Annotated in this window: 16 protein-coding genes; 6 read left to right on the top strand and 10 right to left on the bottom strand. The window is 65.5% G+C overall.

Annotation, left to right across the window (positions count from 1 at the left end; all coding sequences use genetic code 11):
- Positions 1 to 8: 8 nt before the first annotated feature.
- A complete protein-coding gene (gene argB, locus CFK21_RS14810) occupies positions 9 to 848 on the top strand; it encodes an acetylglutamate kinase (RefSeq protein WP_096367645.1) in 840 nt (279 codons plus the stop codon).
- Between the two features lie 125 nt (positions 849 to 973).
- Here the strand turns inward: argB and CFK21_RS14805 are convergent, their stop codons facing one another.
- Entirely contained in the window at positions 974 to 1,654 is a 681-nt protein-coding gene (locus CFK21_RS14805; RefSeq protein ID WP_096367377.1) for a DUF4124 domain-containing protein, read from the bottom strand.
- A gap of 142 nt (positions 1,655 to 1,796) precedes the next feature.
- Between CFK21_RS14805 and CFK21_RS14800 the strand changes: the two genes are divergently transcribed.
- On the top strand, positions 1,797 to 2,552 hold the full coding sequence (locus CFK21_RS14800) for a sulfite exporter TauE/SafE family protein (RefSeq protein WP_369801273.1): 756 nt from the start codon (positions 1,797 to 1,799) through the stop codon (positions 2,550 to 2,552).
- 269 nt (positions 2,553 to 2,821) lie between these two features.
- Here CFK21_RS14800 and pyrE read toward each other — a convergent pair whose 3' ends face one another.
- Positions 2,822 to 3,463, bottom strand: a complete 642-nt coding sequence (gene pyrE / locus CFK21_RS14795; RefSeq protein ID WP_096367375.1) for an orotate phosphoribosyltransferase — start codon at positions 3,461 to 3,463, stop codon at positions 2,822 to 2,824.
- 81 nt (positions 3,464 to 3,544) lie between these two features.
- On the opposite strand from pyrE, the gene CFK21_RS14790 reads away from it, so the two are divergent.
- Positions 3,545 to 4,336, top strand: a complete 792-nt coding sequence (locus tag CFK21_RS14790) for an exodeoxyribonuclease III (protein WP_096367374.1) — start codon at positions 3,545 to 3,547, stop codon at positions 4,334 to 4,336.
- Positions 4,330 to 5,022: a sulfite exporter TauE/SafE family protein gene (locus tag CFK21_RS14785; protein WP_096367373.1), complete on the top strand. Its 693-nt coding sequence runs from the start codon at positions 4,330 to 4,332 to the stop codon at positions 5,020 to 5,022. Before CFK21_RS14790 ends, CFK21_RS14785 begins: the two co-directional genes overlap by 7 nt.
- A 59-nt stretch (positions 5,023 to 5,081) precedes the next feature.
- Here the strand turns inward: CFK21_RS14785 and CFK21_RS14780 are convergent, their stop codons facing one another.
- The 6 genes from CFK21_RS14780 to CFK21_RS14755 all read right to left on the bottom strand — a co-directional run bounded on the left by CFK21_RS14780 (position 5,082) and on the right by CFK21_RS14755 (position 10,299).
- A complete protein-coding gene (locus CFK21_RS14780; RefSeq protein WP_157745716.1) occupies positions 5,082 to 5,531 on the bottom strand; it encodes a DUF4426 domain-containing protein in 450 nt (149 codons plus the stop codon).
- Between the two features lie 121 nt (positions 5,532 to 5,652).
- Complete coding sequence (locus CFK21_RS14775; protein ID WP_096367371.1) at positions 5,653 to 7,629, bottom strand: dynamin family protein; 1,977 nt, start codon at positions 7,627 to 7,629, stop codon at positions 5,653 to 5,655.
- 197 nt (positions 7,630 to 7,826) lie between these two features.
- On the bottom strand, positions 7,827 to 8,120 hold the full coding sequence (locus tag CFK21_RS14770; RefSeq protein ID WP_096367370.1) for a DUF167 family protein: 294 nt from the start codon (positions 8,118 to 8,120) through the stop codon (positions 7,827 to 7,829).
- A 1-nt stretch (position 8,121) separates the two neighbouring features.
- A complete protein-coding gene (locus CFK21_RS14765; protein WP_096367369.1) occupies positions 8,122 to 8,694 on the bottom strand; it encodes a YggT family protein in 573 nt (190 codons plus the stop codon).
- Complete coding sequence (gene proC, locus CFK21_RS14760) at positions 8,691 to 9,521, bottom strand: pyrroline-5-carboxylate reductase (RefSeq protein WP_096367368.1); 831 nt, start codon at positions 9,519 to 9,521, stop codon at positions 8,691 to 8,693. Before proC ends, CFK21_RS14765 begins: the two co-directional genes overlap by 4 nt.
- A gap of 58 nt (positions 9,522 to 9,579) precedes the next feature.
- A complete protein-coding gene (locus tag CFK21_RS14755) occupies positions 9,580 to 10,299 on the bottom strand; it encodes a YggS family pyridoxal phosphate-dependent enzyme (protein WP_369801216.1) in 720 nt (239 codons plus the stop codon).
- Positions 10,300 to 10,456: 157 nt separating this feature from the next.
- On the opposite strand from CFK21_RS14755, the gene CFK21_RS14750 reads away from it, so the two are divergent.
- Together CFK21_RS14750 and CFK21_RS14745 are read left to right on the top strand one after the other, a co-directional pair.
- Positions 10,457 to 11,494, top strand: a complete 1,038-nt coding sequence (locus CFK21_RS14750; RefSeq protein WP_096367367.1) for a type IV pilus twitching motility protein PilT — start codon at positions 10,457 to 10,459, stop codon at positions 11,492 to 11,494.
- Between the two features lie 192 nt (positions 11,495 to 11,686).
- Positions 11,687 to 12,856, top strand: coding sequence for a PilT/PilU family type 4a pilus ATPase (locus CFK21_RS14745; protein ID WP_096367366.1), 1,170 nt, complete (start codon positions 11,687 to 11,689; stop codon positions 12,854 to 12,856).
- A 15-nt stretch (positions 12,857 to 12,871) separates the two neighbouring features.
- Here CFK21_RS14745 and CFK21_RS14740 read toward each other — a convergent pair whose 3' ends face one another.
- Together CFK21_RS14740 and CFK21_RS14735 are read right to left on the bottom strand one after the other, a co-directional pair.
- Positions 12,872 to 13,153, bottom strand: coding sequence for a SelT/SelW/SelH family protein (locus CFK21_RS14740; RefSeq protein WP_096367365.1), 282 nt, complete (start codon positions 13,151 to 13,153; stop codon positions 12,872 to 12,874).
- A gap of 65 nt (positions 13,154 to 13,218) precedes the next feature.
- Positions 13,219 to 14,097, bottom strand: a complete 879-nt coding sequence (locus tag CFK21_RS14735; protein WP_096367364.1) for a dihydroorotate dehydrogenase electron transfer subunit — start codon at positions 14,095 to 14,097, stop codon at positions 13,219 to 13,221.
- Positions 14,098 to 14,129 lie beyond the last annotated feature (32 nt).

The raw sequence follows: 14,129 nt of genomic DNA, 5'->3' as shown, positions 1-14,129 counted from the left end.
GCGAGGCCATGCCCTACATCCAGCGTTTCCGCGGCAAGACCGTGGTGATCAAGTATGGCGGCAACGCCATGACCGAGGAGACGCTCAAACAGGGCTTCGCCCGCGACGTGGTGATGATGAAGCTGGTGGGCATCAATCCGGTGGTGGTGCACGGCGGCGGGCCGCAGATCGGCCGGCTGCTGGAGCGCATCGGTAAGGAGTCGCGCTTCGTCCAGGGCATGCGGGTGACCGATGCCGAGACCATGGACGTGGTGGAGATGGTGCTCGGCGGCCTGGTCAACAAGGACATCGTCAATCTCATCAATCAGCACGGCGGGATGGCGGTGGGTCTGACCGGCAAGGACGGCGACCTGATCCGCGCCCGCAAACTGACCCTGGAGCGTGGCCGGGACGATGTGGACGAACCCGAGATCATCGATCTGGGCCATGTCGGCGAGGTCGCCAGCGTGGACGCCTCGGTGGTGAACATGCTGGTCTCGGGCAACTTCATCCCGGTGATCGCCCCCATCGGCGTGGGCGAGGACGGGCATTCCTACAACATCAACGCCGACCTGGTCGCCGGCAAGGTGGCCGAGGTACTCAAGGCCGAGAAGCTGATCCTGCTGACCAACACCGCCGGCCTGCTGGACAAGCAGGAGCGGCTGCTCACCGGCCTGACGGCGCACCAGGTCGACGAACTGATCGCCGACGGCACCATCCACGGCGGCATGCTGCCCAAGATCCGCTGTGCCCTGGATGCGGTCAAGGGCGGCGTGCGCGCCGCCCATATCATCGACGGGCGGGTCGAGCATGCGGTGCTGGTGGAGATCTTCACCGACGAGGGTGTGGGTACCCTGATCCGGGCGTAATACAATGCGCCACGAAATTCACTGAACCCACGAAAATTCCTGCTTGTTCATTGTCCGGCGCGTAGCGCCTTGGCAATGACAATAATGACACCTTTAGTGGGTTTCGTGGATTTAGTGGCTATATTTCACCGCCGCTTCACCGCCTCCTCGGGTGATTTGTCCTGCATGGCCCTGAGTTCGCGGAAGCGGCGGATGTCGGCCTCGAACTGGCGGCGGATAGCCTCCTGTTCGGCCTGCTTGGATTCGATGAAGTCTTCATAGCGCTGGATGCGCTCGCGGTTGCCTGCAATGCGTTCATCCAGGTCCTTCGGTACGGCCCGGCCGGCGCGCTCCAGGTTGGCCGCCCGGCGGGTGTCCTGCTCGATCTCCTGTTCGAGCTTGTCGATCCGGCCCCGGGTGATGCGGATCACGCTGTCGATGGCGGCGATCTTGCCGTCCCGGGTCATGATCATGTCGTCCTCGGTGGTGAAGGTCGACAGCAGCATGCGGTCGTGAGCGCGCTGCCTGGCGGCCTTGCGCTCCTCCTCGCGGCGGATTTCCTCCAGCCGGCGTTCCTCGGCGATCTGCTCGGGCGTCTTGGCCGCCTCCAGGGTGTCCACCTGCACGCCCTGGTCGTTGAGCACCTTGCGCTCCTGCCTGGAGTACTCCGGCGGCACCTTGTCGCCGTAGTGCACATTGCCCTGCTCATCGACCCACTTGTACAGACGCGCGGATTCGGACTGCAGCGGCAGCAGCGCGAGCATCAGGGCAAGCAGGAGCCATCCCGGGATGGAGCGGCCAGTGAGGGTCGGTGTGAATCGCTGCATGATCGTCGACTACCTTGTATGATAATTTGCGCTGGCGGCCGCACACGGCCGTTGTTCCCACTTCGGGCCGCGATTGGAGCAGACTTCATCCTAGTCGCCCGCGTCGCGGCCCGCAATCAGGTTCAAGAGCGCCCCGGTGGAGTTGGCTGACCAGATCATCCTGTTCGTGATCGCCCTGATCGCGAACCTGTTTTCCGCATTTTCCGGCGGCGGCGCCGGCCTGATCCAGCTGCCCGTGCTGATCTTTCTCGGGCTGCCGTTCGCGATCGCGCTGGCCACGCACAAGGTCGCCAGTGTTGCCCTTGGTATCGGCGCCACGATAAGGCACTTGAGAGAGGGCGGGCTGGAGCCGCGTTTCGCCCTGATCATGCTGCTGGCCGGTCTGCCCGGCGTGCTGGTGGGCGCCAACCTGATCCTGCGGGTGGAGGACCGTCTGGCCGAAATCGCTCTCGGTCTGCTCACCATCGGTCTCGGCCTGTATTCCGTGCTGCGCCCCCAACTGGGCCTGCAGCTGGAAGCACGCCACCGCAGCGGCAGCGGCCCGCTGCTGGGCGGTCTGGGCCTGTTCCTGATCGGGGTGCTCAACGGCTCGCTCACCTCGGGCACCGGACTGTTCGTCACCCTGTGGCTGGTGGGCTGGTTCGGACTGGATTACCGCCGTGCGGTGGCGCTGACCCTGGTGCTGGTCGGGGTGTTCTGGAACGGTGCCGGCGCGCTGACCCTGGGCCTGCTCAGCACCATCCACTGGGCCTGGCTGCCGGCCCTGATCCTGGGCTCGCTCATCGGCGGCTACCTGGGCGCGCATCTGTCCATCGTCAAGGGCAACCGCTGGATCAAGCGGGTCTACGAGGTGATCACCATCCTGGTCGGGCTGCAGCTGATCCTGAAAGGAGGATAAGCGGGGTCCGGGCCGCGAAAGCCGCCTCAGAGCCGAATGGCATTTAGTTAGCCGTCATTGCGAGCAAAGCGTGGCAATCTCGTACTTCAGAATCAATCGGCTGGAGATTATTCGCTGCGCTCACCCCTTCGGGGCCGCCCTGCGTACCCAAAGGGCATAAAGGCGTTCTGCGCTCGCAAGCTCGCTTGTGCCACTTCACTTCGTTCCTGGCAATGACGAGCGTTATTTGGCTTTGGCTTTGGCTTTGGCTTAAGTAAGTGCTGTTCGCCTCAGACCCCGTACTCCGCCCGGTAGGCCTCCACCGCGGGCAGGTGTTCCTGCAGCGCGGGCTGGTCGCGCAGGAAGTCGGTGAGTTGGTCCAGGGCGACGATGCTGACCACGGGGATGCCGTATTCGGCCTCGATCTCCTGGATAGCCGAGCGCTCGCCGCGGCCGCGTTCCTGACGGTCGAGCGAGATCAGAATGCCGGCCGGGGTGGCGCCGGCGGCGGCGATGATGTCGAAGGACTCGCGCACGGCGGTGCCGGCGGTGATGACGTCGTCGACGATCAGCACCCGGCCCGCGAGCGGGGCGCCGACCAGGTTGCCGCCCTCGCCGTGGTCCTTGGCCTCCTTGCGGTTGAAACACCAGGGCAGGTCCTGGCCGTGCTGATCGGCCAGGGCGATGGCGGTGGCCGCGGCCAGCGGGATGCCCTTGTAGGCCGGCCCGAACAGCACGTCGAACTCCACCCCCGCCGTGACCGCGGCCTCGGCGTAGAAACGCCCCAGCCGGGCCAGCAGGGCGCCGGTGTTGAACAGCCCGGCATTGAAGAAATAGGGGCTCCTGCGGCCGGATTTGAGGGTGAATTCGCCGAACCTGAGGACCTGGTTGTCGATGGCGAAGCGCAGAAACTCGTGCTGATAGTCGTGCATGGGGTTATCCGGGGCTGAATTCGGGGACAGGTCCGGTATCATACACGCCACCACCGGCAGCGTGCACAACAGAGGCCAGCCTTGCGAGTCATTTCCCTCAATGCCAACGGCATCCGCGCCGCCGCGCGCAAGGGGCTGTATCCCTGGCTGGCGCGCCAACGGGCCGATTTCGTCTGCCTGCAGGAGACCCGGGCCCAGGAGCACCAGCTCGGCGACCGCTGCTTCCGTCCGCGTCCCTTCCACTGCTTCTACCACGATGCCGAAAAAAAGGGCTACAGCGGCGTGGCCATCTACAGCCGGATCGAACCGGACCGGGTGCAGATCGGTCTGGACTGGCCGGAATTCGACGCCGAGGGCCGCTATCTCGAGGTGCAGGTCGGCCGCCTGAGCGTCATCTCGCTGTACCTGCCGTCCGGGACCTCATCGGAGGCGCGCCAGCAGGTCAAGTTCGAGGTGCTGGACCGGTTGCTGCCCTATCTCAGGAGTCTGCGTCGCCGCCGCCGCGAATACATCATCTGCGGCGACTGGAACATGGCCCACAAGCCGATCGATCTGAAGAACTGGCGCAGCAACCAGAAGAACTCGGGATTTCTGCCGGAGGAACGCGCCTGGCTGGACCGCCTGTTCGGCGAGGCCGGTTTCGTCGACGGCCACCGGGTCGTCGAGCCGCGGCCCGAGGTCTACACCTGGTGGTCCAACCGTGGCCGGGCCTGGGAGAAGAACGTCGGCTGGCGCATCGACTATCAGGTGATCACCCCCGGGCTGAAGGATCGGGTGCAGCGCGCCCGGGTCTACACGGCCAGGCGCTTCTCCGACCATGCCCCCCTGATCATGGACTATGACTGGGCGCTGCCGGGCGGGCAGGGATGCTGAGCGAGGTGAATTTTCTGGCGGCCTTCCTGGTCGGGCTGCTCGGCGGGGTGCACTGTGTCGGCATGTGCGGCGGCATTGTCGGGGCCCTGAGCTTCGGTCTGCCGGAATCCACCCGCCAGCGTCCGCTGGCGCAGCTGCCCTACCTGGTGGCCTACAACGGCGGCCGCATCCTCAGCTATACGGTGGCCGGTGCAGCCATGGGCGGCATCAGCGCCCTGGCCATGCATCTGCTGGATGTGCGTCAGGCGCAGCTCGTGCTGCAGCTGTTCGCCGGCGCTTTCCTGATCCTGATGGGCCTGTATCTGGCCGGCTGGTGGCTGGGGCTGGCCCGGGTCGAGGGCCTGGGCGCGCGCCTGTGGCGGCATATCGAGCCGCTGGGCCGGCGGCTGCTGCCGGTGAGCAGCGCCGGACACGCCTTCGCGCTCGGGCTGATCTGGGGCTGGCTGCCCTGTGGCCTGGTCTACAGCGTGCTGATCTGGAGCCTGTCGGCCGGCAGCGCCGCCCAGGGCGCGTGGCTGATGCTGGGCTTCGGGCTGGGCACCCTGCCCAACCTGCTGCTGATGGGGGTGGTTGCCGCCCGCATGAGCCAGTGGCTGCGCAAGCCATGGGTGCGGCGGCTGGCCGGGGCGGCGGTGATCGTCTTCGGCGTGGTAATGATCGGGCGATCGCTGTGGCAGTTCGCCTGAGGGCCACCTGCCATTGCGTGACGCTATGCGCCGCGCAATGACGGGGCGGGGACAGATGTTCAGTCGGTAAAGAACTGTTTGCGGAAACGCACGTCGAGCGCTTCCTTTTCGCCTTCGGGGGTGACGGTGATATCGAAGGTCAGGCGTTGTTCGTTGCTGACGGCGAATTCCGCGATGTAGTAGATGGCGTTGGTCTCGCGCACCTCGCGGAACTCGATTGTGTTCTGCTTGCCGGTCAGGTCGACAGCGCGGCCGCTGACCTCGGCTGCGGTCGGCTTGCCGCTGGCGCCCAGTACCTTCTTCAGCACCACCACGTTGAGCATGGCCCGGTTCTTGGAGCGGGTGATGTCGTTTTCCCGGGCCACCATGGGCGGGATCATGTCCGTGGTCAGGGCATTGTAGTGCACCACATAATCGCCGAAGTCCTGGATATTCTCTGCCCGCGCAGGTGCGGTCAGCAGCAGGGCGAGGGTGAACAGGACGGTGGTGACACGAAGCATCGGGCGCATGGACTGCCTCCTTGTTGGAATGGGTCTTTTCCCGAGTATAGCGTACATGCGCTGGAAAAAAATCCGGCGCCGGACCGATGGGTCAGGCGCCGTGACTGAAGCGCGGCGGTGCGGGCGGGCTTCAGCCGACCGCAATCCGGGCCTGGTCGGAATTGCCGTCGCCGTCAGGCAGGGGCTGGTGCAGCACCTCGCGCAGCCGTTCCAGGGTCTGCAGGTCCGTCTCCAGCCCGGTCTGCTCGGTTTCCAGTTCCTTGATCCGGGCTTCCAGCGTATCGCGTGATTCGTTGATCCGGCGCAGTGTCTCCAGGCGTTTCTCCATCAGCCGCTTGTGGTCCTTGATCTGCTGTACCAGCGGGTTCATGACTTCCTTCAGCCAGGCGTTGGCTTCCTGGTTGGCGCGGAAGAAGATGCTGCGGGCCTGGCTGACCAGCGAGACGAAGAATTTCTTGATGACGAAGCTCTGCTCGGTCATGGCCATGGACGGACTGTTGCGGAAGGCCTCGGCCTCCTTGAGCAGGTTATGGAAATCCATATTGAACTGGTCGACCGAGAACACCTTGGGCGTCATCGACGGCAGGCCGTGCTCCTCGTGGAACTTGCGGTAGGTCGAACGGATCAGGTTGCGGGTCTGCTCGGCCGAGTGCGCCACCTGGTCCATGGTGTCGCGTGCGCCCTCGAAGAAGGCCTCCATGCCGCGCTTGAGTCCGGACGTGGTCCAGGCCCCGGTCATCTCCTTGCGGGTCTTGTCGATCAGCTTGTCGAAGGATTCCAGGCTGAGCGCGTCCAGCATCTCCCTGGCCTGGCTCTGCAGCACCCGGCGGCTGGACTGGAAGCTCTCGACGTTGCGCATGTAGGCCGACTGCTCCTCGCGTGATTTCTGCATCAGGTGCTGGATGACATCGGCGTTCTTGCCGCGCAGCGAGCCGAGATTCTCCAGTTCCTTGCGGGTCTGCTCCAGACGGCTGCCGAGGATGTCGTGCATCTCGTTCTGCAGTCCGCCGATCTCGTGCAGGATGTGCTCGCGCAGGACGTTGAGTTTGTTGGGCAGCACCTCGTCGGAAAGAAAATGCTCCAGTTCAGGCAGGCGGCTGCGGGTGAGCAGTTCCTCCTCGTCGCGGATCTTGCCGGCCAGACCCTTGAGTGCCGACAGCGGGAAAACCTGCTGCTCGTCCACGTGCAGGAGTTCGGCGGCCTTGCGGCGCTGGGTGGCGATGGTCTGGTCGACGCTGGCATTGTCCTTGAGGTCGTCCCACAGGGTGTCGATCTTGTTCAGCGCCACCACCAGGTGTTTGTTGTGCTGGCTGCCCAGGTTGTGCACATGATGCTCCCACATCTCCAGGTCGGACTTGGTCACGCCGGTATCGGCCGCCAGCACGAACAGCACCGCCTGAGCCGAGGGCAGCATGCTCACGGTCAGTTCCGGTTCGTTGCCCAGGGCGTTCAGGCCCGGGGTGTCGAGGATGACCAGGCCCTGCTTGAGCAGGGGGTGCGGGAAACTGATCAGGGCGTGGCGCCACATCGGGATCTCGACCTGCTCGGGATACTCGCCGGTCTTCTTGAAGCGGCTGTCCTGGGTTTCGTCGTACAGTCCGAGTTCGCGCGCCGTATCCAGCTTGACCGTCTTGGTGCGGATCACCTCGCGGAAGGTCTCGCTCATCTGCTCGGGCGAATCCGTGTCCAGGGGCAGGGTGACCCAGTGCTCGGGCGCATTCTTGTAGTCGGCGATGGCGCGCTCCTCGCGCCGGGTCTCGATGGGCAGCAGTCGCAGATAGGCCGAGTCGGCCCGGTGATCGTAGAACAACTCGCTCGGGCACATGGTGGTGCGCCCGGCGTCGGAGGGCAGCAGCCGGCAGCCGTAGTCGGCGAAGAAGATGGCGTTGATCAGTTCGGTCTTGCCGCGCGAGAATTCGGCCACGAAGGCCAGATTGAGCCGGTCCTGGCGCAGTGCCTCCATGGTCTCGAAGATGCGCAGATCGGTTTCGCCTTCGTCCATTTCGTGTTCATCGAGCCATTTCTGGAAGGCCTGCAGGGTGTCGAGCACCTCGGACTTCCAGTTGGCATAGGCTTCCAGTCGCCCACTGAACGCGTCGTTTTGCATTGTGTGTTTTCCTCCAGACAGAATCCACCGGCCGTGCCGGCGGCGCGACTCCCTATATCCGGGCTTTCGACCGCGGCAGAGGAATCTTGAGACGCTTTACAGGAGCTTAGATGGCGCTGCCCGGCAGTCCGGCCAGGATGTGAACCCCGTCACGGGTCTGAGGCGAATGGCGGTACAGCGCAGGTCGGCTGCTGGAATCAGGGGCGGGTGACCTCCGGCGGCAATCGCGCCGGGCGGGGGATGCGCAGGCGCTTGTCCCGGCCGGTTTCGCCCCGCAACAGTTGGATATCGCGCGGGGCGACGCCGAACAGATCGGCCAGGAACCTGATCAGGCCGCGGTTGGCCTTGCCTTCGATCGGTGCAGCCTTGATCCGTACCTTGAGCCGCCCGCCATGCTCTCCGGCCAGTTCCTCCCGGCGGGCACCGGGCTGGACGTGCAGGTCGAGGATCAGATCCTCGCCGTCCCAGCGGTACCAGGCGGGGGTACTCACCTCAGGCAAACAGGAGGGCGGTGAGCAGCCCCAGCACCAGGCGCCGGGCAACCTCCAGGATGAGAATGGCGAACAGCGGGCTGAGATCGATCCCCGAAATGGGCGGGATCAGACCGCGCAGCGGCCGCAACACCGGTTCGGTGAGGGAATGCAGGATCGCGAGCGCCGGATTGTAGCCGCCCGGGTTGACCCAGCTGAGGATGGCCTGGATCAGGATGGCGAAGATGAATACTGAAAAACCCAGTGAAATCAACTCAATCAGGCTGTGCGCCAGCAGCGGGTAGGGGTGTACCGGCCGGCCGGAGACCAGCATCACCAGCGCCACGCCCAGCATCTGCACGACGAGCATCACCACCACGGTGGCGGTGTCGAGGCGCCCGAGGGGCGGCAGGAGGCGCCGCAGCGGAATCACCGGCGGGTTGGTCACCTTGACGATGAACTGGCTTAAGGGGTTGTAGAAATCCGCCCGCAGCCAGCCCAGCAGCAGGCGCAGCATCAGTACCAGCACGTACAGGCCCACCAGCACCTGGATGACGAAGCCCAGGGTGTCGCCCAGCAGATTGCCGCCGTTCATGCGTCCGCTCCCAGTTGTTCGGCCAGTTCCCGCGAGCGCGCCTGCGCGGCCTGCATGGCCCGCGCGACGAGTGCGCGGAAGCCGCCGTCCTCCAGGGCCGCCAGGGCCCGTTCGGTGGTGCCGCCGGGGGAGGTGACGCGCTCACGCAGCCGCCCCGGCGGGTCCTCGGATTCCAGCGCCATCCTGGCCGCGCCGAAGGCGGTCTGCAGTGCCAGCAGCCGGGCGGTGTCGGCCGGCAGCCCCAGGTCCGTTCCGGCCTGCTGCATGGCCTCGATCATAAGAAAGAAGTAGGCGGGACCGCTGCCGGACAGGGCGGTGACCGCATCCATCTGGGTCTCATCCTCGACCCACAGGGTCAGGCCCACGGCGCGCAGAATGGACTCGGCCAGGTTGCGCTGGGCGTCGTTGACCGCGGCGGTGGCATACAGCGCAGTGGCCCCGCTCTGCACCAGGGCCGGGGTGTTGGGCATGCAGCGCACCAGCGGGCGGTTGCCGCCCAGCCAGCGGTCCAGGTCGGAGGCGCGGATGCCTGCGGCCACGGAGATCAGCAGGGGATTGGCCGCATCCAGCTGCGGCGCCAGTTCCCGGGCCAGTGCAGCCAGCCCCTGGGGTTTGACCGCCAGGATCAGCACATGGGCACCGGCCAGCGCTTCGGCGTTATCGGCGAAGACCTGAACGCCGAAGCGTTGGGCGACCGCCTCGCGCTGCCCGGCATCCGGGTCGCTGGCGCGGATGCGGTCGGCGGGAAAGCCGTCGGCCAGCAGCCCGCCGATCAGGCTGCGAGCCATGTTGCCGGCGCCGATGAAGCAGAGCTGGGATTCGTTCATGTCAGGGCCTGTTGCTCGGATTGTTGATGCCGATTGTCGCCGTTCAGTGCCGGTGTCATCAAGGCGGCACGCCATCAGGGGGTGGACGCTGGCCGAACAGGGCCGTTCCGACCCGCACCAGGGTGCTGCCCTCGGCGATGGCCGCCTCCAGGTCGTTGCTCATGCCCATGGACAGGGTGTCCAGCGCATGGCCGGCCGCGGTCAGGTCCTCGAAGAGTTCCCGCAGCCGGGCGAAGCCCCGGCGCTGTTCGCCGAACTGGATGGTCGGCGCCGGTATGGCCATCAGGCCGCGCAGGCGCAGCCGCGGCAGTTCACTCACGGCGGCGGCCAGTTCCGCTGCGGCGGCGGGCTCCACACCGGACTTGCTGGTCTCACCGCTGATGTTGACCTGCAGGCAGATGTTGAGCGGCGGCAGATCGGCCGGGCGCTGCTCGGCCAGGCGCTGGGCGATCTTCAGCCGGTCCAGGCTCTGCACCCAGGCAAAGCGTTCGGCGACGCGCCGGGTCTTGTTCGACTGCATGGGCCCGATGAAGTGCCACTCCAGATGCAGTCCGGCGAGGGCATCGAGCTTGTCGACCGCCTCCTTGAGGTAGGACTCGCCGAAGGCGAGTTGGCCGCAGCCGGCCAGGGTCTGGATGTCACCGGCGGGGAAGTGCTTGGAGACGGCCAGCAGCCGCACACAGTCACGCGCACGTCCATACTGGTCGCACCACTCGCCGATACGGTCGAGCAGTTCCTGCCGGCGCTGACACAGTTGCTGGTCGTGTGGGAGCGTCACATCGAGCCTTGCGGGCTGACCCGTTCGGTAAACCGGGGACTACTATACCCCGGGTGGGGGGGCGGGTGCCATGCGCGCGGCCGGATTCCCCTGTATCAAGGCTTGGGGTAAAGTGACGCTATAACAGGGACCGGAAATAATCGTTCAGGGGAAACGAATGGATATCGCAGAACTGCTCGCCTTCGGGGTCAAGAACAACGCCTCCGACCTGCATCTCTCCGCCGGGCTGCCGCCCATGATCCGCGTCGACGGCGACATCCGCCGCATCAATGTGCCGGCGTTGGAGCACAAGGAAGTCCACGCGCTGGTCTACGACATCATGAACGACAAGCAGCGCAAGGACTTCGAGGAATTCCTCGAGACCGACTTCTCGTTCGAGATCCCGAACCTGGCGCGCTTCCGTGTCAACGCCTTCAACCACAATCGCGGCGCCGGCGCGGTGTTCCGTACCATCCCCTCCAAGATACTGAGCCTGGAGGACCTCGGCTGCCCGCCGGTGTTCAAGGATATCGCCGATCAGCCGCGCGGCATCGTGCTGGTCACCGGCCCGACCGGTTCCGGCAAGTCCACCACCCTGGCGGCGATGATGAACCACGTCAACGAGACCCGCTACGAACACATCCTCACCATCGAGGACCCGATCGAGTTCGTACACGAATCCAAGAAATGCCTGGTCAACCAGCGCGAGGTGCACCGCGACACCCTGGGCTTCGCCGAGGCGCTGCGTTCCGCCCTGCGCGAGGATCCGGACATCGTGCTGGTGGGCGAGATGCGCGACCTGGAGACCATCCGCCTGGCGCTGACCGCGGCCGAGACCGGCCACCTGGTGTTCGGCACCCTGCATACCAGTTCCGCGGCCAAGACCATCGACCGCATCATCGACGTCTTCCCCGCGGCGGAGAAATCCATGGTCCGGTCCATGCTCTCCGAGTCGCTGCGCGCGGTCATTTCCCAGACGCTGCTCAAGAAGACCGGCGGCGGGCGTGTCGCCGCGCACGAGATCATGATCGGCACCCCGGCCATCCGCAACCTGATCCGCGAGGACAAGGTGGCCCAGATGTACTCGGCCATCCAGACCGGTCAGGCTGCCGGCATGCAGACCCTGGATCAGAACCTGCAGGAGATCGTGCAGAAAGGACTCGTCAGCCGGCAGGATGCCCGCGCCAAGGCGGCCAACAAGGAGTTGTTCCGTTAGGCGCTGTTGGAATGTTTTCTGGCGGTATATAAACAGCTCCCTCTCCCTCCCGCTTGCGGGGGGAGAGGGTCAGGGTGAGGGGGGGTCAGGCGTTTGCCCCCCCCCTCGCCTCTGCCCCTTTTATGCCCCCTGGGTGCTGCCTCAAGGGAGAGGGGATGATGGAACCGCTGGTGCAACGCAAAGGGAAACGACATGGCACAGGACCTCAAGACACTGCTCATGCTGGTGGTCAGGAAGAAGGCCTCCGATCTGTTCATCACCGCCGGTGTGCCGCCCAGCATCAAGGTCGACGGCAAGATCGTGGCTGCGGCCAGGGAGCCGCTGGCCCCGGCCGAGGCCCGGGACATGGTCATGGCGACGGTGCCCGAGCATCTGCGCGATGAGTTCAACCGTACCCATGAATGCAACTTCGCCCTGAGCGAGACCGGCCTCGGACGCTTCCGTGTCAGCGCCTTCTACCAGCGCAACCACGTCGGCATGGTGCTGCGTCGGATCGAGACCCGGATCCCCGACTTCGAGGGGCTGAACCTGCCGCCCGTGCTCGAGAAGCTGGCCATGACCAAGCGCGGCCTGGTGCTGTTCGTGGGCGCGACCGGCACCGGCAAGTCCACCTCGCTGGCCGCCATGCTCGGCTATCGCAACCATCACGGCAACGGCCACATCGTCACCCTGGAAGACCCCATCGAGTTCATCCACCAGCATGACGGCTGCATCGTCACCCAGCGGGAGGTCGGGCTGGACACCGATTCCTACGAGATCGGCCTGCGCAACACCCTGCGTCAGGCCCCGGATGTGATCCTGATCGGCGAGATCCGCAGCCGCGAGACCATGGACTACGCCATCGCCTTCGCCGAGACCGGCCACCTGTGTCTGTCCACGCTGCACGCCAACAACGCCAACCAGGCACTGGACCGCATCATCAACTTCTTCCCCGAGGACCGCCGCGACCAGCTGCTGATGGACCTGTCGCTCAACCTCAAGGCCATGATCGCCCAGCAGCTGATTCCCACCGTTGACGGCAAGGGCCGTCGTGCCGCCGTCGAGGTGCTGATCAACAGTCCACTGGCCTCGGAATACATCCGCAATGGCGAGATCCATCGTCTGAAGGACCTGATGAAGCGCTCCCGCGAGCAGGGCATGCAGACCTTTGATCAGGCCCTGTTCGAACTCTACAAGGCCGGCGACATCAGCTATGACAACGCCCTGCACTACGCCGACTCGCCCAACGAGGTGCGGTTGATGATCAAGCTGGACGAAGAGGATGTGGACAAGCTCGGCGATGCCATCGCCGACCTGGAGATCGACAACTCGGATCAGTACGCCCTGTCCGGCCACAAGCGCGGGGAGAAGAAGCGGACTTGATGTTGGCGGGTGCCTTTAATCCTTTTTCTTGTCGGAATGCCCCAGCCCCTTGTCCGGCGCGACCTCGTCGCGCACCCGCTGCTTCAACTCCGTGATCTCCGGAAAGCGGCCGGCTTCCTTGCGTGACCATACCTGCTTGCCGTTGACGCTGACCTCGAATACGCCGCCCGTGCCCGGACGCAGCGTGAGTTCGGTGATCTCGTCCGCGAACGTCGTCAGCAGTTCCTGTGCCATCCAGGCCGAGCGCAGCAGCCACCGGCATTGATTGCAGTAATGGATTTCGATGTGATTGTCCATGGGAGTCACCATTACGCTCTTTGCTGTTCCCTGCGTCCTGGCGTCTTTGCGTTGAGCTGTTCAGCTCAGGGAAACACCGCCCGCGCATCGAACACCGGCCCGTCCACGCACACGCGTTTCATCGCCGGGCCCTGCTCGGTTGCCACCTGCACGGTGCAGCCGGCGCAGCCGCCGACGGCGCAGGCCATGAATTCCTCCAGCGAGACCTGGCAGGGCAGATCGTACTCGCGTGCCAGTCCGGCGACGGCCTCCAGCATGGCGTGGGGGCCGCAGGCGAAGATCTCCACCTCATGCAGATGCTGCGTATTGAGTGCGGCCAGCCAGTCACGGGCGAGATCCGTGATATAGCCCTGGAAGCAGCCGGGGAAGTCCTGCTGACTGCACAGGCGGCTGGGCACGCCCCAGTCCTCCAGCAGCGGCATGGCGGCGATCACCCCGTCGGGAATGCCGGGCACCAGGATCTGCGACGGCCGGCGGGTGAAGGGGAAGGGGACTTCGGATCCCATCAGCACCAGCGGCTTGTACGCCGGTTGCCGGCGCAGGGCGTCGGCCAGAAACACCATGGGCGGGATGCCGACGCCGCCGCCCAGCAGCAGGGTGCGCGGGCGTTCAGGGCGCGGCCGGAACGGCTGGCCGATGGGACCCAGCACACTCAGCGATTCACCCACCTGGCGGCGGCTGAGCAGTCGGGTGCCCGCGCCGACCACCTTGTACAGGAACTCCACCCAGCCGGCCTCCGGATCGGTGCGCATGATCGACAGCGGCCGGCGCATGGGCAGCAGCGGGTCGCAGGTCAGATGGGCGAAGCTGCCCGGTTCGGCGCGGCGGGCGCACTCGGGGCTGCGGACGCGCAGGATGTACTGCTCGCCCGGATGCGCCTCGTGGTCCAGGATCTCGGCGTCTTCCAGCTGGATGGTGCCGCGGTGGGGTTTGGCAGTGGTCATGGGGTCAATTATGAACCACAGGGAACACGAAG

It is taken from the genome of Thiohalobacter thiocyanaticus (genome assembly GCF_002356355.1).
Taxonomy (GTDB): Bacteria; Pseudomonadota; Gammaproteobacteria; order Thiohalobacterales; family Thiohalobacteraceae; genus Thiohalobacter; species Thiohalobacter thiocyanaticus_A.
The sequence above is the reverse complement of the archived record's forward strand: the minus strand, read 5'-3'. Positions and strand labels throughout refer to the sequence as shown.

What these genes read in the sequence shown, in the direction of transcription:
- CFK21_RS14750 (WP_096367367.1), top strand. Translation starts at nt 10,457, where the DNA reads ATGGATATCGCAGAACTGCTCGCCTTCGGGGTCAAGAACAACGCCTCC.
- pyrE (WP_096367375.1), bottom strand. Translation starts at nt 3,463, where the DNA reads ATGCACGACTATCAGCACGAGTTTCTGCGCTTCGCCATCGACAACCAG.
- CFK21_RS14745 (WP_096367366.1), top strand. Translation starts at nt 11,687, where the DNA reads ATGGCACAGGACCTCAAGACACTGCTCATGCTGGTGGTCAGGAAGAAG.
- CFK21_RS14735 (WP_096367364.1), bottom strand. Translation starts at nt 14,097, where the DNA reads ATGACCACTGCCAAACCCCACCGCGGCACCATCCAGCTGGAAGACGCC.
- CFK21_RS14775 (WP_096367371.1), bottom strand. Translation starts at nt 7,629, where the DNA reads ATGCAAAACGACGCGTTCAGTGGGCGACTGGAAGCCTATGCCAACTGG.
- CFK21_RS14785 (WP_096367373.1), top strand. Translation starts at nt 4,330, where the DNA reads ATGCTGAGCGAGGTGAATTTTCTGGCGGCCTTCCTGGTCGGGCTGCTC.
- CFK21_RS14765 (WP_096367369.1), bottom strand. Translation starts at nt 8,694, where the DNA reads ATGAACGGCGGCAATCTGCTGGGCGACACCCTGGGCTTCGTCATCCAG.
- argB (WP_096367645.1), top strand. Translation starts at nt 9, where the DNA reads ATGCCCTACATCCAGCGTTTCCGCGGCAAGACCGTGGTGATCAAGTAT.
- CFK21_RS14780 (WP_157745716.1), bottom strand. Translation starts at nt 5,531, where the DNA reads ATGCGCCCGATGCTTCGTGTCACCACCGTCCTGTTCACCCTCGCCCTG.
- proC (WP_096367368.1), bottom strand. Translation starts at nt 9,521, where the DNA reads ATGAACGAATCCCAGCTCTGCTTCATCGGCGCCGGCAACATGGCTCGC.
- CFK21_RS14805 (WP_096367377.1), bottom strand. Translation starts at nt 1,654, where the DNA reads ATGCAGCGATTCACACCGACCCTCACTGGCCGCTCCATCCCGGGATGG.
- CFK21_RS14740 (WP_096367365.1), bottom strand. Translation starts at nt 13,153, where the DNA reads ATGGACAATCACATCGAAATCCATTACTGCAATCAATGCCGGTGGCTG.